The 17,527-nt window shown below is 72.6% G+C and carries 18 protein-coding genes; 11 read left to right on the top strand and 7 right to left on the bottom strand.

The genetic code is table 11. The features are described from left to right. Nucleotides 1–10: 10 nt before the first annotated feature. On the bottom strand, nt 11–1,123 hold the full coding sequence (locus J2S66_RS16495; RefSeq protein ID WP_310307970.1) for a sensor histidine kinase: 1,113 nt from the start codon (nt 1,121–1,123) through the stop codon (nt 11–13). 108 nt (nt 1,124–1,231) lie between these two features. Here J2S66_RS16495 and J2S66_RS16490 point away from each other — a divergent pair, with 108 nt between their 5' ends. Then, the gene (locus J2S66_RS16490) at nt 1,232–1,774 is read left to right on the top strand and encodes a hypothetical protein (RefSeq protein ID WP_310307969.1); all 543 of its coding nucleotides are present in this window, start codon (nt 1,232–1,234) and stop codon (nt 1,772–1,774) included. Nucleotides 1,775–1,878: 104 nt separating this feature from the next. Next, entirely contained in the window at nt 1,879–2,706 is an 828-nt protein-coding gene (locus tag J2S66_RS16485) for a tRNA (adenine-N1)-methyltransferase (RefSeq protein ID WP_306744963.1), read from the top strand. Nucleotides 2,707–2,763: 57 nt separating this feature from the next. On the opposite strand, the gene J2S66_RS16480 is transcribed toward J2S66_RS16485, so the two are convergent. Further along, complete coding sequence (locus tag J2S66_RS16480) at nt 2,764–3,603, bottom strand: Rv0361 family membrane protein (protein WP_310307968.1); 840 nt, start codon at nt 3,601–3,603, stop codon at nt 2,764–2,766. Nucleotides 3,604–3,843: 240 nt separating this feature from the next. Between J2S66_RS16480 and arc the strand changes: the two genes are divergently transcribed. After that, entirely contained in the window at nt 3,844–5,643 is a 1,800-nt protein-coding gene (gene arc / locus J2S66_RS16475) for a proteasome ATPase (protein WP_306744961.1), read from the top strand. A gap of 81 nt (nt 5,644–5,724) precedes the next feature. Here the strand turns inward: arc and J2S66_RS16470 are convergent, their stop codons facing one another. Further along, the gene (locus J2S66_RS16470) at nt 5,725–6,369 is read right to left on the bottom strand and encodes a response regulator (RefSeq protein ID WP_310307965.1); all 645 of its coding nucleotides are present in this window, start codon (nt 6,367–6,369) and stop codon (nt 5,725–5,727) included. Further along, nucleotides 6,366–7,466, bottom strand: coding sequence for a sensor histidine kinase (locus tag J2S66_RS16465; protein ID WP_310307964.1), 1,101 nt, complete (start codon nt 7,464–7,466; stop codon nt 6,366–6,368). Before J2S66_RS16465 ends, J2S66_RS16470 begins: the two co-directional genes overlap by 4 nt. Nucleotides 7,467–7,578: 112 nt before the next feature. Here J2S66_RS16465 and J2S66_RS16460 point away from each other — a divergent pair, with 112 nt between their 5' ends. The 3 genes from J2S66_RS16460 (at nt 7,579) to J2S66_RS16450 (ending at nt 10,305) form a co-directional block, all read left to right on the top strand. Beyond that, entirely contained in the window at nt 7,579–8,490 is a 912-nt protein-coding gene (locus J2S66_RS16460) for an ABC transporter ATP-binding protein (protein ID WP_310307963.1), read from the top strand. Beyond that, nucleotides 8,487–9,254, top strand: a complete 768-nt coding sequence (locus J2S66_RS16455) for an ABC transporter permease (RefSeq protein ID WP_310307962.1) — start codon at nt 8,487–8,489, stop codon at nt 9,252–9,254. The genes J2S66_RS16460 and J2S66_RS16455 overlap by 4 nt, the downstream gene beginning before the upstream one ends. A 109-nt stretch (nt 9,255–9,363) precedes the next feature. Beyond that, entirely contained in the window at nt 9,364–10,305 is a 942-nt protein-coding gene (locus tag J2S66_RS16450) for an aldo/keto reductase (RefSeq protein ID WP_310307960.1), read from the top strand. On the opposite strand, the gene J2S66_RS16445 is transcribed toward J2S66_RS16450, so the two are convergent. Together J2S66_RS16445 and J2S66_RS16440 are read right to left on the bottom strand one after the other, a co-directional pair. Continuing rightward, entirely contained in the window at nt 10,277–10,555 is a 279-nt protein-coding gene (locus tag J2S66_RS16445; protein ID WP_306744955.1) for a DUF6191 domain-containing protein, read from the bottom strand. The genes J2S66_RS16450 and J2S66_RS16445 overlap by 29 nt on opposite strands. A gap of 8 nt (nt 10,556–10,563) precedes the next feature. After that, on the bottom strand, nt 10,564–11,064 hold the full coding sequence (locus J2S66_RS16440; protein WP_310307959.1) for an NUDIX hydrolase: 501 nt from the start codon (nt 11,062–11,064) through the stop codon (nt 10,564–10,566). A gap of 104 nt (nt 11,065–11,168) precedes the next feature. Between J2S66_RS16440 and J2S66_RS16435 the strand changes: the two genes are divergently transcribed. The 5 genes from J2S66_RS16435 to prcA all read left to right on the top strand — a co-directional run bounded on the left by J2S66_RS16435 (nt 11,169) and on the right by prcA (nt 17,210). Further along, complete coding sequence (locus tag J2S66_RS16435; protein WP_310307957.1) at nt 11,169–13,640, top strand: FtsX-like permease family protein; 2,472 nt, start codon at nt 11,169–11,171, stop codon at nt 13,638–13,640. Nucleotides 13,641–13,693: 53 nt separating this feature from the next. Further along, complete coding sequence (gene dop / locus J2S66_RS16430) at nt 13,694–15,187, top strand: depupylase/deamidase Dop (protein WP_306744952.1); 1,494 nt, start codon at nt 13,694–13,696, stop codon at nt 15,185–15,187. 85 nt (nt 15,188–15,272) lie between these two features. Next, on the top strand, nt 15,273–15,467 hold the full coding sequence (locus J2S66_RS16425; protein ID WP_310307956.1) for a ubiquitin-like protein Pup: 195 nt from the start codon (nt 15,273–15,275) through the stop codon (nt 15,465–15,467). Nucleotides 15,468–15,498: 31 nt separating this feature from the next. Beyond that, a complete protein-coding gene (prcB, locus tag J2S66_RS16420; protein ID WP_306744950.1) occupies nt 15,499–16,344 on the top strand; it encodes a proteasome subunit beta in 846 nt (281 codons plus the stop codon). A 56-nt stretch (nt 16,345–16,400) separates the two neighbouring features. Next, nucleotides 16,401–17,210, top strand: coding sequence for a proteasome subunit alpha (prcA, locus tag J2S66_RS16415; protein ID WP_310307955.1), 810 nt, complete (start codon nt 16,401–16,403; stop codon nt 17,208–17,210). A 54-nt stretch (nt 17,211–17,264) separates the two neighbouring features. Here the strand turns inward: prcA and J2S66_RS16410 are convergent, their stop codons facing one another. Next, the gene (locus J2S66_RS16410; protein ID WP_310307953.1) at nt 17,265–17,510 is read right to left on the bottom strand and encodes a hypothetical protein; all 246 of its coding nucleotides are present in this window, start codon (nt 17,508–17,510) and stop codon (nt 17,265–17,267) included. Between the last annotated feature and the right edge of the window lie 17 nt (nt 17,511–17,527).

Raw genomic sequence — 17,527 nt, 5'->3', positions numbered from 1 at the left:
AGCACGCGGATCACAGCGGCAGTTCCGCCCGCACGACCCACTCGCCGCCGGCGCGGCCCGCCGAGAACTCCCCGCCCACCGCGTGCGCGCGTTCCGCCATGCTCACCAGCCCCGTCCCTGAATCCCGTGCCGTCCCGTCCGCCGCGTTGCGCACGACCACCACCAACCGCCTGACCTGCCGCTCCAGCTCCACCGACGCGCACGGGCCGGACGCGTGCCTGACCGCGTTGGTCAGCGCCTCCTGCGTGATCCGGTAGGCCGCGACGTCCACCGCGCCCGGCAGGTCGTCGACGTCCGCGCCCCGGAACCGCACGTCCAGCCCGGCCGCGCGGGCCGAGTCGACGAGCACGCCCACCTCGGACAACCGCGCCGTGGCCGGCGCGTCCGGCGGCCCGTCGGCCCGCAGCACGTCGATCATCATGCGCATCTCCGACAAGGCCCGTACGCTGTTCTCGCGGACCGACTTGAGCACCGTGCGCGAGGTCTCCGGGTCGCCGTCGCGCAGCGACAGCACCGCCTCGGACTGGATCGCGATGGCGGACAGGTGCCCGGCCACCACGTCGTGCAGGTCGCGGGCCATCCGGTTGCGCTCGGCGCCCACCGCGGCCCGCCGGTCCAGTTCGGCGATCCGGGCCACCTGCTCGGCGCCCTCGCGGTGCCGCCGCACGTTCGTCGCCCACCACACGGGCACCACGAGCAGCGAGAACACCTGCAAACCGGCGTAGAACGACAGCCGCCAGTCACCCACCACGGCGACCACCGCGGTCACCCCGACGGTCAGCGCGGCCACCGCGCCGACGATCACCTGGTGCAGCCGGCGCGAGCCGTGCAGCGCGGCCGCGAACAGCACGTCGATCAGCACCGCGATCGTCGGCAGGCTCGGCCCCAGCGCCAGGTCCACCGCCGTCGCGGAGGCCGCCACGACCAGCGCGACCGCTGGCGCCCGGTGCCGGAAGCACTGGCCCGCGCACGCCACCGCGAGGATCGCCAGCCGGGTGCCCAGCGGGACACCCGGGTCCCGGCCGCCGAGGAGCAGGTCCACGTCCAGCAGGTGGACGACCAGCCCTCCCGCGAAGGACGCCGCCGCGACGAGCGGGTCGCGGTACCTGCGGTGGAGCGTCACCGCGCCATTGCAGCACAGGGCACCGGGCGGGGCGTCCTGCGAAGTGATGACCTCCGGTGGGTCGGCCCGACGACGCGCCCGGGCACGCCCCGCGACGACGCTGGAGCCGTGGTCGAACCGCTGGTGGTCCTCATCGTGGCGTGCGAGGTCGGGCTGTGGGTCGTGCTGGGCGCGGGGCTCGTCGCCCGGTACGTGCTGCGCATGCCCCGGCTCGGCGCGGTCCTGCTGGTCTGCACGCCCCTGGTGGACGTGGTGCTGCTCGTGGCGACGGTCGTCGACCTGCGGGCGGGGGGCGAGGCGAACGCGTCGCACGGGCTGGCCGCGATCTACCTGGGGGTGAGCGTGGCCTTCGGGCACAGCGTGCTGCGGTGGGCCGACCAGCGGTTCGACCACCGCTTCGCGGGCGGTCCGCCGCCGGTGAAGCCACCGGAGCGGGGACCGGCGAGGGTCCGCCACGAGTGGCGCGAGTGGGGGAAGTTCGTGCTCGCCTGGGCCATCGCGGGGGCGATCGTCCTGCTGCTCGTCCACGTGGTCTCGACACCGGAGCGCGCCGGGGGCCTGCTCGGCCAGATGTGGGGGATGACGGTGGTCGGGCTGGTGTGGTTGATCGGCTGGCCCGTGTACCACACGATCACGGACAAGGGGGAGTGATGCGGGCGGGGCTGCGGGCGGAGAAGTCCCGCCAGTAGGGCGCACGAGGCTCCGTGCGACCATCGTGCGCTGTTGACGCGCGTCTTAGCAGGAGGTTCGCCGCGGTGAGCACCGCCAGTGGTCCGTTCCAACCCGGAGACCGGGTGCAGTTGACCGACCCGAAGGGACGGCACTACACGATCGTGCTCGAACCGGGCAAGGAGTACCACACCCACCGCGGCGCCCTGCCGCACGACAAGCTGATCGGGCAGCCCGAGGGGTCGGTGGTCGTGTCCGTCGGCGGCACGTCGTTCCTGGCCCTGAGGCCGCTGCTGGCGGACTACGTGCTGTCGATGCCGCGCGGCGCCCAGGTGATCTACCCCAAGGACGCCGCCCAGATCGTCATGTACGGCGACATCTTCCCCGGCGCGCGGGTCCTGGAGGCCGGTGCCGGCTCCGGTGCCCTGACCTGCTCGTTGCTGCGCGCGGTCGGGGAGAAGGGCAGCGTCATCTCCTACGAGGTGCGCCAGGACCACGCCGACCACGCCATCCGCAACGTCGAGCAGTTCTTCGGCGAGCGACCCGGCAACTGGTCGCTCACCGTGAGCGACCTCGTCGAGCACGAGGGCGAGGTGGACCGGGTGATCCTCGACATGCTCGCCCCGTGGGACGTGCTGCCGACCGTGTCGAAGAGCCTCATCCCGGGCGGCGTGCTCGTCGTGTACGTGGCCACCACGACCCAGTTGTCCAAGGTCACGGAGGCCATCCGGGAGCAGCAGCACTGGACCGAGCCCCAGTCGTGGGAGACCCTCGTGCGGCCGTGGCACTCGGTGGGCCTGGCCGTGCGGCCGGAGCACCGGATGATCGCGCACACCGCGTTCCTGCTGACCACCCGCAGGCTCGCCGACGGCGTCACCCCGCCCCGCCCGCAGCGCCGCCCGTCCAAGGGCTGACCAGGTGGAACGGCCCCGCTCACCGACCGGTGAGCGGGGCCGTCGCACGTGCGGGGGTCACTTCTCGCAGGCGACCCAGCCGTCGTCGGTCTTCTTGAACGGCACCGTGTCGGTCTGCGTGTCCTTCATCAGCTCCCGCATCTCGCCGGGGACGCCCTCCAGCTTGATGGTCAGGGTGGCCTCGGCCCGGGTGTCGCTCTTCTCCTCGACCTTGTCGACGGAGGCGACGACCTTGATGTCCTTGAGCGCCTCCTGCATCTTCCGGGCCTGCTCCTTCGCCTCGGCGGGCAGGCCCTCCAGCTGCTTGTCGAGCTCGGCGCCCATGGCGTCCGGGTCGAACGCCTTCTTGAGGTCGTCGATCTCCTTCTGGTCCTCGGCGCAGGTCAGGGAGCGGAGCTTGTCGTAGTCGCGGTTCGAGATCGCCGAGGCGAAGCCGTCCGCCGCGTCCTTGGCCGTGCCGTTGCTCCCGCCGCCCAGCGTCATCACCAGGGCGACCACCACGCCGATCACGACGAGCGCGCCGACGCCGCCGAGGATCCACGGCAGCGGGCTCTTCTTGGGCGGCGCGCCGTAGGGGGCGCCGAAACCACCCGGTTGGCCGTAACCGGGCTGGTTGAACTGGCCTTGCTGCCCGTACGGCTGCTGGCCGTAACCGGGCTGGCCGGGCTGCTGGGGCGGCCCGTGCCCGCCGGGCGGGGGGCCGTAGCCGGGCTGCGGCCCGCCACCCGGTGGGGTTCCGTAGCCGGGCTGCTGTCCACCCTGTGGGAAACCCTGGGGCGGGGGGTACCCGCCGGGCTGCTGCCCGTACCCCGGCTGCTGGCCGAATTGGCCTGGTTGCCGGCCGGACGGGCCCGGCTGCTGCCCGTGGGGTTCCGGCTGCTGCGGCGGGACGGACATCACGTTCTCCTAGAACTTTCCGCTGGTGGCAGTGACACTGCCCGGACCACGCACGTGGGACTCGTGTTAGAGACGCACGGTAGCGGGTAGGAGGTTCCGGTTGACACCGGTATGGAGCAGTTCGTCCCTCCGAGCGGGCGGTATGCGTGATCACGCGACGCCCGGGAACTCGCAGGGTGGCGGCTTTTGTCGGTGATCGCCGGTACCGTTGTCGTACGTACACGGGAGGAGGGTGCCGACATGCAGCACGGTCATCCCGGCAGCCAGCCCGATGAGGGTGGCGAGCTGAACAAGGGCAACAACTCTGGTGAGCTGACTGCGCAGATCCGGTTCCTCGAGGACGAGATCGCGTTGCTGCGCCGCAAGTTGACGGAATCCCCACGACACGTCCGCCTGCTGGAGCAGCGGTTGGCGGAGGCGACGGAGCGCGTCAGCCAACTGACCGAGCGCAACACGAAGCTCATCGACACCCTTCGAGAAGCACGGAGCCAGCTCCTCGCGCTGCGCGAGGAAGTCGACCGGCTCGCCCAGCCGCCCAGCGGCTACGGCGTGTTCCTGGCGCGGTTCGAGGACGGCACGGTGGACGTGTTCACCTCCGGCCGTCGCATGCGGGTGTCGGTGTCGCCCGCGGTCGAGACGTCGTCGCTGGTCCTGGGCCAGTCGGTGCGCCTCAACGAGGCGCTGACGGTGGTCGAGGGCGGCGGCTTCGAGCGGACCGGCGAGGTCTGCACGCTGCGCGAGGTCCTCGAGTCCGAGGAGGCCGACACCACGATCGGTCGGGCCCTGGTCGTGGGCCACGCCGACGAGGAGCGGGTCGTCTGGCTCGCCCAGCCGCTGATGGACTCGCCGCTCAAGGCGGGCGACTCGCTGCTGGTCGACTCCAAGGCCGGGTTCGCCTACGAGCGGGTTCCCAAGGCCGAGGTCGAGGACCTGGTGCTGGAGGAGGTGCCGGACGTCAAGTACGAGGACATCGGCGGCCTGTTCCGGCAGATCGAGCAGATCCGCGACGCCGTGGAGCTGCCCTTCCTGCACGCCGACCTCTTCCGCGAGTACAAGCTGCGCCCACCCAAGGGCGTGCTGCTCTACGGCCCTCCCGGGTGCGGCAAGACGCTCATCGCCAAGGCGGTGGCGAACTCCCTGGCCAAGCAGGTCAGCCGCGCGCGCGGCGACGACCACCGCGAGGCCAAGAGCTACTTCCTCAACATCAAGGGCCCCGAGCTGCTCAACAAGTTCGTCGGCGAGACCGAGCGGCACATCCGCCTGATCTTCCAGCGGGCCCGTGAGAAGGCGTCCGAGGGCACCCCGGTGATCGTGTTCTTCGACGAGATGGACTCGATCTTCCGGACCCGCGGCTCGGGCGTGTCGTCCGACGTCGAGACCACGATCGTGCCCCAGCTCCTCAGCGAGATCGACGGCGTCGAGGGCCTGGAGAACGTGATCGTGATCGGCGCCTCCAACCGCGAGGACATGATCGACCCGGCCATCCTGCGTCCCGGCCGGCTCGACGTGAAGATCAAGATCGAGCGTCCGGACGCCGAGGGCGCGAAGGACATCTTCAACAAGTACCTCACGCCCGACCTGCCGATCCACGCCGACGACCTCGCCGAGTTCGGCGGCGACCCGGCGGCGTGCATCGACGGCATGGTGCAGCACACCGTCGAGCGGATGTACGAGGAGTCCGAGGAGAACCGGTTCCTGGAGGTCACCTACGCCAACGGTGACAAGGAGGTCCTGTACTTCCGGGACTTCAACTCCGGCGCCATGATCCAAAACATCGTCGACCGCGCCAAGAAGGCGGCCATCAAGAGCCTGCTGGACACCAAGCAGCCGGGCCTGTCGGTGCGCCACCTGCTCGACGCGATCGTCGACGAGTTCGCCGAGAACGAGGACCTGCCCAACACGACCAACCCGGACGACTGGGCGCGGATCTCGGGCAAGAAGGGCGAGCGGATCGTCTACATCCGCACGCTCGTGACCGGCAAGAACCAGGAGTCGGGTCGGGCGATCGACACCGCCACCAACACCGGTCAGTACCTGTAGCACCCGCGTCACCGGCAGTGCCGACGAGGAGCCCGCCCAGCCACCGCGCCGGGCGGGCTCCCGCCATTGCGGGATGGCCGGCTAGGACCGGGCGGTGACCAGTCCCGACTCGTAGGCCGCGATGACGAGCTGGGCACGGTCACGGGCCTGGAGCTTGTGCAGCAGCCGGCCGATGTGGGTCTTCAGCGTGCCGGGGGCCATGTGCAGCTCGGCCGTGATCTCGGCGTTGGAGCGGCCCCGCGCGATGAGGGTGAGCACCTCCCGCTCGCGCTCGGTGACGCCCTCCAGCCGGACCTCGCGCTGCTCCGGGGTGCGGGCGAACTCGGCCACCAGACGCCTGGTCACCGAGGGCGACAGCAGCGAGTCGCCCGCCGCCACGACCCGGATCGCGGCCAGCAGCTCGGCCGGGGGAGTGTCCTTGAGCAGGAAGCCGCTCGCGCCGGCCCGCAGCGCCGAGTAGACGTACTCGTCCAGGTCGAACGTGGTCAGGATCAGCACCCTGGCACCGGTCGACGCGCCGATCTCGCGGGTAGCCGCGATGCCGTCGACGCCCGGCATGCGGATGTCCATCAGCACCACGTCCGGCGAGGTCTCCCGCACCACCGACACGGCCGTCGCGCCGTCACCCGCCTCGCCGACGACCCGCAGGTCGGGGGCGGAGTCCACGAGCACCCGGAAGCTGCCGCGAAGCAGCGCCTGGTCGTCCACGACCACCACGTCGATCACGGCAGGGGCACCTCCGCCCGCACCGCGAACCCGCCCGCCGCCCGCGGCCCCGCCGAGAACGTCCCGCCGTACACCGCCACCCGCTCCCGCATCCCGATCAGCCCGTGGCCGCCGGTCCGGCCGGTCGACAGCCGCTCGCCGGGGCCGTCGTCGACCACGGTCACCGACACGGACGAACCGGACACCTCGACCGCGGCGGTGCAGGTCGCCGGCGCGGCGTGCTTGACCACGTTCGTGACGGACTCCTGCACGATCCGGTACACCGTGAGACCCAGCGCCTCGGGCACGGCGCCCGTCACCGACAGGTCGACGCCCACCCCGGCCAGCGCCGCCCGCGACACCAGCTCCGGCAGGTCCGCCATGCTCGGCATGGGCGCCAGCTCCGCCGCCGCGTCCTCCGAGCGCAGCACGCCGAGCAGCCGGCGCATCTCCACCAGGGTGCCGCGCGAGGTCGTCTCGATGACCCGCAGCGCCTCCTCGGACACCGACGCGTCGCGCACGTGGGCCGCGGTGCCCGCCTGGACCGCGATGAGGCTCAGGCCGTGCGCGACCACGTCGTGCAGCTCGCGGGCGATCCGCATGCGCTCCTCGGTGACGGCCGCCGACGCCGCCTGGGCCGCCCGGCGGGCCTCGTAGTCCCGCCGGACGCGCGTCACCCGGCCCAGCGCCCACGCGGTGCCCACGCACAGCGAGGCGAACAGGACCAGCCCGATGTCGTCCGGCCACGGCTCGGCGACCGCGATGGCCGCGGCGATGACGACCAGGCTGGCGACCAGTGCCCGCACCGCGACCCGGTGCGCGCAGAGCGACGCCACCGCGTACGCGGCGAACGCCGTCGCCCCGAACGGCTCCAGCGTGATGTGGGCGACCGTGGCGGCGGTCTGCGCCACCAGCACGACGCCCAGGGTGAGCAGCGGCCGGCCGCGCCGCACGGCCAGTGGTGCGCCCACGAGCACGGCGAGCGGGTAGCCCAGCCACAGCGGCGTGGTGCTCATCTCGGCGAAGCCGAGGTAGGCCACGACGAAGAGCACCGCGACGGCCGTGTCCAGCGCGTACGGGTAGGCGGTCGGCAGCAGCCGCAGGACGTGGGACTTCACGCGGCGAACCGTAACCGGGGTGCGCGGTGCGGGGCATCGGACCACGGTCCGATCCGGAACTCCGGCCCCTCGTCCGATCCGTCCACGCTGCCGCACCGGCACGCTCGACCACATGATCCAAGTCCGGCACCTGACCAAGCGCTACGGCAGCACGAGGGCCGTCGACGACCTGAGCTTCGAGGTGGAGCCCGGCTACGTCGCCGGGTTCCTCGGCCCCAACGGCGCGGGCAAGTCGACCACCATGCGGGCGATCCTCGGCCTGGACCGGCCCAGCGGCGGCGAGGCGCTGGTCAACGGCCGGCCCTACGCCGCGCTGCGAAGACCGGCGCACGAGGTGGGCGCGCTGCTCGACGCGGCGGCGGTCCACGGCGGCCGCACCGCCTACGACCACCTGCGCGTGCTGGCCCGGAGCAACGGCATCCCGGACCGCCGGGCCGCCGAGACCCTGGAGCAGGTGGGCCTCGCGGGCGCCGCGAAGCGCCGGGTCGGCACCCTGTCGCTGGGCATGAGGCAGCGCCTCGGCGTGGCGGCGGCGCTGCTCGGCGACCCGGGCGTGCTGATGTTCGACGAACCGGTCAACGGCCTCGATCCGGAGGGCATCCGGTGGATCAGGCACCTCATGCGCGACCTGGCCAAGGAGGGCCGCACCGTGCTGGTGTCCAGTCACCTGATGAGCGAGATGGCGCTGACCGCCGACCGGGTGGTGGTGGTCGGACGCGGCAGGCTGATCCTCGAAGCATCCATGGAGGACCTCCGGGAGAAGTTCAAGAAGGACGTCCTGGTGCGGTCGCCGTCACCGGGCGCCCTGTCCCGGGTCCTCGCCGAGGCGGGCGCTTCCGTCACCGCGGACGACGACGGCGCGCTGCTCGTGCAAGGGCTCGACGCGCCCGACATCGCCGGCCTCGCCGTCCACCGGCAGATCCCCGTCCACGAACTGACCCCGCGCAGCGCGTCGCTGGAGGACGCCTACCTCGAACTCACCGAGGACAGCGTGGAGTTCCGCACGAAGGAGGGCGCGCGATGACCGGCGTGTTGAGCTCGGAGCTGCTGAAGATCAGGTCGGTCCGCTCGACCACCTACGTGCTGCTGGCCCTCGCGCTGATGCTGCTGACGGGTGCCATCGTCTCCTACCTGATGACCGCGGACTGGGACGTCGCGTCGCCCGAGCGGCAACAGCGGTTCGACCGGGCCGACCCGGGCGTGGTGGTGGTCCCGTTCGGCCAGTTCTGCCTGGGTGCGCTCGGCGCGCTGGCCGTCACGTCGGAGTACGGCAGCGGCATGATCCGGACGGCCCTGGTCTCGGTGCCGAGGCGCGGCGCGTTCCTCCTGGCCAAGATCGTCGTGGTCGGCGCGGTCTCGCTCGTCGTGGCGGCCCTCGCGGTGGCGGGGTCCTTCACGGTGGGGGAGCTGATCACCGGCGACCGCCCGAAGCCGATCTCGGCCTACGGCTCGGTGGGCGAGGCCCTGCCGACCCTCCTGTCCGACACGGCCTCGATGGTCCTGCTGGCCCTGGTCGGCCTGGGGCTGGGCTTCCTGCTCCGTTCGACAGCGGGCGCCCTGGTGACCCTGTGCGCCCTCCTGTTCGTCCTGCCGGTGGTGACCCTCCTGCTCCCGCCACCGTGGAATGGACGGGCCTACTCGGTGATGCTCCCGAACCTGGCGCCACAACTGTCGGGCGCGGTGTCGGAAGCACCCCTCTCCCCACCGGGCGCGGCCCTGGTGATGCTGGCCTACCTGGTCGTGACCCTGGGTGCGGGCGCGGTGGCCCTGCTGCGAAGAGACGCCTGAGGCAGCGGGACGACCGAGGGAGCCGTCGGGCGCCGACGAGGGTCGAGGAGGGGCGACGAGGGTGCCCGAGCCCTCCGGGGCGGGTGCGCGTGACCGGCGGTCGTCCGGGATGGCCGGTTACCGTGTCGGCGTGCCCGATTTCGCGCTAGGACTCGCCGCCCTCGGCCGCCCCGCCTACATCAACCTCGGCAGGGAGGGCGCGCTCCCGGCCGACCGCGACGTGGACGCCATGCGCGCCCAGTGCCACGCGGTGCTGGACGCGGCGTACGAGGCCGGCGTGCGGCGGGTCGACGCGGCGCGCTCGTACGGCCGCGCGGAGGAGTTCCTGGCCGGGTGGCTGACCGAACGCGGCCACCGGGACGTGCGCGTGTCCAGCAAGTGGGGGTACGCCTACGTCGCGGACTGGCGGCGCGACGCCGACGTGCACGAGGTCAAGGAGCACTCCCTGGGCCGCTTCACCCAGCAGTGGAAGGAGACGCGGGACCTGCTCGGCGCGCACGTCGGACTGTACAAAGTGCACTCGTTGACGCCCGACAGCCCGCTGTTCGGCGACGTGGACCTGCTCATGGCGCTGGGCGGGCTGCGGGACTCCGGCGTGCGGCTGGGCTTCTCCACCTCGGGACCGCGACAGGCCGACACCGTGCGCCGCGCCCTGGACATCCAGATCGAGGGACGGCGGCTGTTCGACGCCGTGCAGTCCACCTGGAACGTCCTGGAGACGTCGGCGGGCGAGGCGTTGGCGGCGGCGGGCGAGGCCGGTGCCGAGGTGTTCGTCAAGGAGGGCATGGCCAACGGTCGCCTCGCCGTCGACCCGCCCGCCCGGGTCCGCGAGCTGGCCGAGCGGCACGGGGTCGGTCCGGACGCCGTCGCGCTGGCCGCCGTGCGCGCCCAGCCGTGGGTCGACGTGGTGCTGTCCGGCGCGGCGAGCGTCGACCAGTTGCACGCCAACCTGCGGGCGGGCGACGTGGAGCTGGACCCGGACGAGCTGGCCGACCTGGCCGACCCCGCCGAGCGGTACTGGGCTACTCGGGCGTCGCTGGCCTGGGGGTGAGCCGCACCGAGCCGGACGCCAGGTCGATCGGGCCGCGCGGCGGGGCGCCGTCCTCCTCGTCGTCGCGCAGCATCAGCTCGGTCTGCCGCTGGTCCAGCTCCACCTGCTTGCCGCCGGCGAACAGGGTGGTGAACTGGTCCACGCCCGCCGCGACCGCCACCGGGTGCCCCTTGCGCCGCCGTGCCCACCGCACGGCGCGCTCGACCGCCGCCAGCACGACGAGCAGCACGGCCAGCCCGGGGATCGACATCGCGAACATCATCCCGACACCCACGTGAACCACCCCTTGACCAGGACCCGGCCGTCCGGCACCACCGGCCAGTCCGGGTCGTCCGCCTTCGCGCGCACCTCCTCCAGCGCCATCCACCCGCCCCAGGCGACCTCCTCGGGCTGGTGGCTGAACGGGCCGTCGCTGCGCACGTCGTAAACGTGCGCGACGTACCGGATGGTTCCGTCGGTGAACGTGGTCCGGAACCGGAACTCCGGGACGGCCCGCACGCCCAGCTCCTCGGCCAGTTCGCGCGCCGCGCACTCGTCGGGCGTCTCGTCCGCCGCCACCACGCCGCCGCACGTCGGGTCGTAGAGGCCGGGGTAGACGTCCTTGGTGTCGGTCCGCCGGTGCACGTACACCCGTTCGCCGTCCACGGACCGCACCACGATCACCGCGCACGCGTGCCACAGCCCCTCGGCCCGCATCCGCGCCCGCGACGCGGAACCGACCGGGGTGCCGTCGGGGGCGACGATCCGCACCTGTTCCACGCGGTGATCCTCCCCCGGTAGTACCGGCGAGTGCTACTCCGGGCCGACGCCCGCCGACACCGCCTGTTCCTACTGTCGTGCCGTTCGCGTCACGAGGAGGAGCTGTGCCCACATCCCTGCGGCTCGCGGTCGCCGAGTTCCGCGACCGACCCGGCCGCGCCGTGCTGCCCGGTGTCGCCCTGGTCGTCGGCGTCGCGTGCCTGCTGGCCGCGCTGATGCTCAGCGACGCCATGGTCCGCGCGACCGCCGAGGGCGCCCCGGTCGTGCCGCCGGGGGTGGACCTGGTGGTCCGCGAGGCGCCGTACGAGGACGCCGTGCTCGACGGGGCCGTCGCCGACCGGGTCGCGGGCGTCGCCGGGGTGACCTCGGTGGAGCAGGTGCGGCGGGTGCGCGCGGACCTGCTCCTGGACGGTCGCGCGGGGCCGCGCCGCAGCGACGCCGACGTGGAGGTCGACCGGGAGGGCCTGCGGCGCGTGCCGATGCTGGAGGGGCGCGCGCCGGGGCGTGACGGGGAGCTCGCGGTCGACCGGGTCACCGCCCACGAGCACGGGCTCGGGCCTGGTTCGGCGGTGCGGGTCGCCGACGCGGAGGGGCGGGCGCTGGACGTCGTCGTCCGGGGCGTCACCAAGCGCGGCTCGCTCGGCGAGGAACCCGTGATCGTGGTCGGCGAGGACCTCGCGGCCAGGATCGACCCGACGCCGACCGTGCTGTCCCTGCACGTCACCGGCGGTGACGCGACCGCCGTGGCCGCCGCCGCGGGGCAGGGTTTCCGGGTGGACACCGCCGCCGCGGTCGCCGCCGAGGAACCCGGCGGCGACCTCGCCCTGATGCTCCTGCCGTTCAGCATCCTGGCCCTGGCCACCTCGGTCTTCGTCGCCTCGGCGACCTACCGCGCCGTCTACCTCCAGCGGCAGCGGCACACCGCCCTGCTGCGCTGCCTCGGCGCCCATCGCGGACCACTCGTCCGGGCGAACCTGTTCGAAGCGCTGTCGACGGGTGCCGTCGCGGGCGCGGTGGGTGCGGTCCTCGGCGGTTCGGTGGCGTGGCTGCTGGCCAGGCTGTTCGACGCCATCGGCCTGTCCACGATCATGGGCGCGGTCGAGCTGAGCCCGGCGCTGCTGCCGAACGGGACCCAGCTGCTGATCGGCGTGGTCACCGCGTCCGTGCTCAGCGCGTTCGCCGCCGTGCGGCCCGCGCTCACCGCGTCCAGGATCTCGCCGCTGGCCGCGCTGCGGACCTCCGAAGGGCAGACGCCGGACGCGGCCGTCGTCCGCCGCCGCTACGTGTTCGGCGTCGTGCTCGTGGTCCTGGCCGCCGTGCTGGGCGTGCTGGGTGTGCTCGCCAGGGGCTCGATCGCGGCGATCTTCCTCGTGCTGTTCTCCGGCATCACCGGTGTGTTCGGCCTGTTCGGGGTGCTCGGGCCGGTCGTGGTGCCCGCTCTCGGGCGGATCTTCGGTTCGGTCGCGAGCCGCTTCGGGGGCGCGCAGTGGAAGCTCGCGGCGGCCGAGGTGCGGCGCGTGCCGCAGCGGTCGGCGTCCGTGGCGATGCCGCTGCTGCTGGCGGCCTCGATGGTCACGTTCTTCGCCGTCACGGTCGGGTCCGCGCAGCGCGTGGAGGAGGAGTTCGACCGGGAGCCCCGGCCCGATGCCGTGGTCGTGGACTCGGCCGAGCGCCCGCTGCGCGACGGCGTCGGCGCGGCGGCGGACCAGCCGCAGGCCGCGCGCACGCTCGTGCTGCACGGGGTCGAGGCCGACCAGCGCGATCCCGAGGGGTACGCGTTCCCCGCGGAGGTCGTGGGCGCCGACCCGGCGGACGCGCGGGACTGGCTGACCGCGCGCGGCGTCGACGCCGGCGGCTTCGGGCCGGGCACCGTGCTGCTGGGGGACCGGTACGCGGAGCACTTCGGCGCGCGGGTGGGCGAGCCGTTCACCGTGGAGGGCCTGCCCGGCGGCGCGCGCACCGCGACCGTGGCCGGCACCTACACCTCGTCGCTGCTGGACGACGCGGACGTCGTGCTGCCCGACCCGGACCTCGGACCCGCCTCGAAGGTCCTCGTCACCTTCGAGGCGGGCGCCGACCCGGTCGCCTACCAGACCGCGGTGGAGGCGGCGCTGCCCGACTCGCCCACCGTCCTGGTGAACACGCGGGCGGCCGAGAGCGCGCAGAACCAGCGTTACCTCGACCTGGGGATCGTGTTCCTGATGGTGCTGCTGGGACTGTCCGTCGCGGTCGCCGTGACCGGTATCGGCACCGCCCTGACGATCTCCGTGCAGGAGCGCCGCAAGGAGCTCGCGCTGCGCCGCGCGCTCGGGGTCACCAAGGGCGGCCTGCAAGGCGGCGTGCTGGCCGAAGCGGTGCTGTTGTCGCTGGTGGGAGTGCTGGGCGGGGGGCTGTTCGGCCTCATCTACGCCGAGCTGACGCTGGCCGCCGTAGGGCTGTTCGCGTGGCCCACCGCGGCTCTGCTCCCGCTGCTCCTCGGGGGCGCCGGCGTGGTGCTCCTGGCGGTCCTCGCGGCCTTCGGACCCGCCCGCGGCGCGACGCGCATCCGACCGGCCGCCGGACTCGCCGCCGGCTGAAACGTGACCTGGCTCCCGGCGTGATGTCGGTGGTACGTCGTAGGCTGCGACGTATGCGGCGGATCATGGGGACCGAAGTGGAGTACGGCATCTCGGTGCCGGGGGACGCGACGGCGAACCCGGTGCTCACCTCGACACAGGTGGTGCTGGCCTACGCGGCCGCCGCCGACATACCGCGGGCCCGGCGGGCGCGCTGGGACTACGAGGTCGAATCGCCGCTGCGCGACGCGCGCGGCTTCGACCTCGGCGCGCCCGGCCACCACCCCGGCGACAACGACGTCGAGGACCTCGGCGCGGCCAACGTCATCCTCACCAACGGCGCGCGCCTCTACGTCGACCACGCCCACCCGGAGTACTCCGCGCCGGAGGTCACCAACGCGCGGGACGCCGTGATCTGGGACAAGGCGGGGGAGCGGGTGATGGAGGAGGCGGCCATGAAGGCGGCCACCGTCCCCGGCCAGCCCCGCCTCCAGCTCTACAAGAACAACGTCGACGGCAAGGGCGCCAGCTACGGCACCCACGAGAACTACCTGATGCAGCGCAGCACGCCGTTCACGGCCGTGATCGCGGGCCTCACGCCGTTCTTCGCGTCCCGGCAGGTCGTGGTCGGCTCCGGCCGCGTCGGCCTCGGCCCGGCGGGCGAGGAGGCCGGCTACCAGCTGTCGCAGCGCTCCGACTACATCGAGGTCGAGGTCGGCCTGGAGACGACGCTCAAGCGGGGCATCATCAACACCCGCGACGAGCCGCACGCCGACGCCGACAAGTACCGCCGGCTGCACGTCATCATCGGCGACGCCAACCTCGCCGAGTACTCCACCTACCTCAAGTGCGGCACGACCTCGCTGGTGCTGGACATGATCGAGGCGGGTCGCCGGTTCGACGACCTGCGGCTGCTCGACCCGGTCCGCGCGGTGCACCGGATCAGCCACGACCCGACCCTCAAGACCCGCGTCGAGCTGGCCGGCGGGCGCAAGTTCACCGGCCTGGACATCCAGTTCGCCTACTACGAGCGGGCCTCGGAGTTCGTCGAGAAGGAGGGCTACGGCGACCGCGACGTGCTGCGCGTGTGGGGCGAGGTGCTCGACGCGCTGGCCCGCGACCCGCAGGAGTGCGCCGACCGCCTCGACTGGGTGGCCAAGCTGCGGCTGCTGGAGGGCTACCGGGCCCGGGACGGCCTGGCCTGGGGTTCACCGCGCCTGTCGCTGGTCGACCTCCAGTATTCCGACGTGCGCCTCGACAAGGGCCTCTACAACCGGCTCGTGGCCCGTGGCTCGATGAAGCGCCTGGTCAGCGAGGAGGAGGTGCGCGCGGCCGTGCTCGCCCCACCGGAGGACACCCGCGCCTACTTCCGGGGCCGCTGCCTGGAGCGCTACCCGACGTCCGTGGCCGCGGCGTCGTGGGATTCGGTGATCTTCGACCTCGGTCGGGAATCCCTCGTCCGCATCCCCACCCTGGAACCGCTGCGCGGCACGAAAGCCCACGTCGGAGCCCTGCTGGAGGCGTCGGACACGGCTGAGCAGCTCGTCGAGGCGCTCACCCGGGGCTGATCGACAGACCCGAGTGGCAGACACACATCGTCGTGCCTGGTGGGTAGTGTTGAACCCCTAGGACCGAGAAGGCGGGAGGGTCGTCATGTCCCAGGAACAGGTCCAGAAGCAAGGCGGCGGTGACGGCGACGACGGTGGCGACGGCGCCGCGGCCGCCGGCCAGGAGCGCCGGGAGAAGCTCGGCGAGGACGTCGACGCCATCCTGGACGAGATCGACGACGTGCTGGAAGAGAACGCCGAGGACTTCGTCCGCGCGTACGTGCAAAAGGGCGGCGAGTAGGCCGCCGGCGGGACAGGAGAAGAACGCACACATGGACCACAGCTCGACCGGGCGCTACCCGGCCGCGTCGTTGCCCCCGGCCTACCTCAGGCCGGGGTCGTCGTCGTTCACCGATTTCCTCCGCGCCCAGGCGCCCGAACTGCTGCCCACGGCAGGCAGGTTCCCCGAAGGCACCATCCAGGCCCCGCACGGCACCACGATCGTGGCGCTCACGTTCCGCGGCGGTGTCGTGATCGCGGGCGACCGGCGCGCGACGATGGGCAACGTGATCGCCCAGCGCGACATGAAGAAGGTGTTCATCACCGACGACTACTCGGCGGTGGGCATCGCGGGCACGGCGGGCATCGCGGTCGAGATCGTGCGGCTCTACGCCGTCGAGTTGCGGCACTACGAGAAGATCGAGGGCGTCTCGCTGTCCCTGGACGGCAAGGCGAACCGGCTCTCCGCGATGATCAAGGGCAACCTCGACGCGGCGCTCGCGGGTCTCGCCGTCGTGCCCCTGTTCGCGGGCTTCGACGTGGAGGCGGCCGACCCGGAACGCGCGGGCCGCATCATCTCCTACGACGTGACCGGCGGTCGCTACGAGGAGTCCCAGGGCTACCAGGCCGTGGGGTCCGGTTCGCTGTTCGCGAAGTCGGCGCTGAAGAAGCTCTACAACCCGGACGCGGACGCCGAGGGCGCCGTGCGGGCGGCCATCGAGGCGCTGTACGACGCGGCGGACGACGACTCGGGCACCGGCGGCCCGGACGTGATCCGCAAGATCTACCCCGTGGTCGTCACGATCACCGCCGACGGCGCCGCGCACCTGCCCGACGAGCAGACCGCGGCGCAGGCCGAGGCCGTCGTCGAGGGTCGGCGCACCCGCCCGGCGGGCTGAGCCGTGACCGACCCCGACCCCACCACCCGCATCCGCCGAGCCCGGGAGCCGCACCAGTGACGATGCCGTTGTACGCCTCACCCGAGCAGGTGCTCCGCGACCGCTCGGAGTACGCCCGCAAGGGCATCGCCCGCGGTCGCAGCGTCGTCGTGCTCCGGTACGCCGACGGTGTGCTGTTCGTGGCCGAGAACCCCTCCAGCACGCTGCACAAGGTGTCGGAGATCTACGACCGCATCGGGTTCGCCGCGGTCGGCCGGTACAGCGAGTTCGAGAACCTGCGGCAGGCGGGCATCCGGTTCGCCGACATCCGCGGCTACCAGAACGACCCGCGCGACGTGACCGGCCGGTCGCTGGCCAACGTGTACGCCCAGACCCTGGGCTCGATCTTCACCGAGCAGATCAAGCCGATGGAGGTCGAGATCTGCGTGGCGGAGGTCGGTGCCACGCCCGAGCAGGACACCCTGTACCGCCTCACCTACGACGGCTCGATCGTCGAGGAGCCGCTGTACACGGTGATGGGCGGCCAGGCCGAGGCCACGGGCAACGCCCTGAAGGACGCCTACACCGAGAGCCTGGCGCTGGCCGAGGCCGTGCGGGTCGCCGTGAAGGCGCTGAGCACGGGCTCCACCAGCACCGGCAACGGCAAGCCGGACTTGCTGGACGGCGCCAAGCTGGAGGTGGCCGTCCTGGAGCGCGACCGCCCGCGCCGTGCGTTCCGGCGCATCACGGGCGCCGCCCTGACCGACCTGCTGCCCGCGGAGGCGGAACCGGCCTCCGAGCCGGAGGCCCCGGCGGGCAAGACGGGTGCGGCGAAGAAGAAGCCGGTCACGGACGTCGACCTGCCGCCGAACGACGACAAGTCCTGATCCTTCCCGCACGTCGAAGGCCCCCGGTCGCGGTGACCGGGGGCTTCCGCGTCTTCAGAGGAAGATCTTGACCAGCTGTTCGCGCCCCTCGGCGTCCCGCAGCACCACCTGGTTGCCCGCGCGCAGTTCCTCGTCGACGAACTCGTAGACCAGCAGCGCCCGGTTGACCAGGTCGACCTTCTTCAGGTGGGTGCGCTCCTGGAGCTTCGCCAATGCCTCCACGGCCTCCGCGATCAATGCGACGTTGACCCGGTCGACCACCGCGGGGCGATCGTGTTCGGCGTTCTCGCCCGACGACATGGCTGTACCTGCTTCCA

This window comes from Saccharothrix longispora, from assembly GCF_031455225.1.
GTDB lineage: Bacteria > Actinomycetota > Actinomycetes > Mycobacteriales > Pseudonocardiaceae > Actinosynnema > Actinosynnema longispora.
This window is presented reverse-complemented; position numbering and strand designations above follow the sequence as displayed.

What these genes read in the sequence shown, in the direction of transcription:
- J2S66_RS16410 (WP_310307953.1), bottom strand. Translation starts at nt 17,510, where the DNA reads ATGTCGTCGGGCGAGAACGCCGAACACGATCGCCCCGCGGTGGTCGAC.
- dop (WP_306744952.1), top strand. Translation starts at nt 13,694, where the DNA reads ATGCGGCGGATCATGGGGACCGAAGTGGAGTACGGCATCTCGGTGCCG.
- arc (WP_306744961.1), top strand. Translation starts at nt 3,844, where the DNA reads ATGCAGCACGGTCATCCCGGCAGCCAGCCCGATGAGGGTGGCGAGCTG.
- J2S66_RS16455 (WP_310307962.1), top strand. Translation starts at nt 8,487, where the DNA reads ATGACCGGCGTGTTGAGCTCGGAGCTGCTGAAGATCAGGTCGGTCCGC.
- J2S66_RS16460 (WP_310307963.1), top strand. Translation starts at nt 7,579, where the DNA reads ATGATCCAAGTCCGGCACCTGACCAAGCGCTACGGCAGCACGAGGGCC.
- J2S66_RS16425 (WP_310307956.1), top strand. Translation starts at nt 15,273, where the DNA reads ATGTCCCAGGAACAGGTCCAGAAGCAAGGCGGCGGTGACGGCGACGAC.
- J2S66_RS16480 (WP_310307968.1), bottom strand. Translation starts at nt 3,603, where the DNA reads ATGTCCGTCCCGCCGCAGCAGCCGGAACCCCACGGGCAGCAGCCGGGC.
- J2S66_RS16445 (WP_306744955.1), bottom strand. Translation starts at nt 10,555, where the DNA reads ATGTCGATCCCCGGGCTGGCCGTGCTGCTCGTCGTGCTGGCGGCGGTC.
- prcB (WP_306744950.1), top strand. Translation starts at nt 15,499, where the DNA reads ATGGACCACAGCTCGACCGGGCGCTACCCGGCCGCGTCGTTGCCCCCG.
- J2S66_RS16450 (WP_310307960.1), top strand. Translation starts at nt 9,364, where the DNA reads ATGGCCGGTTACCGTGTCGGCGTGCCCGATTTCGCGCTAGGACTCGCC.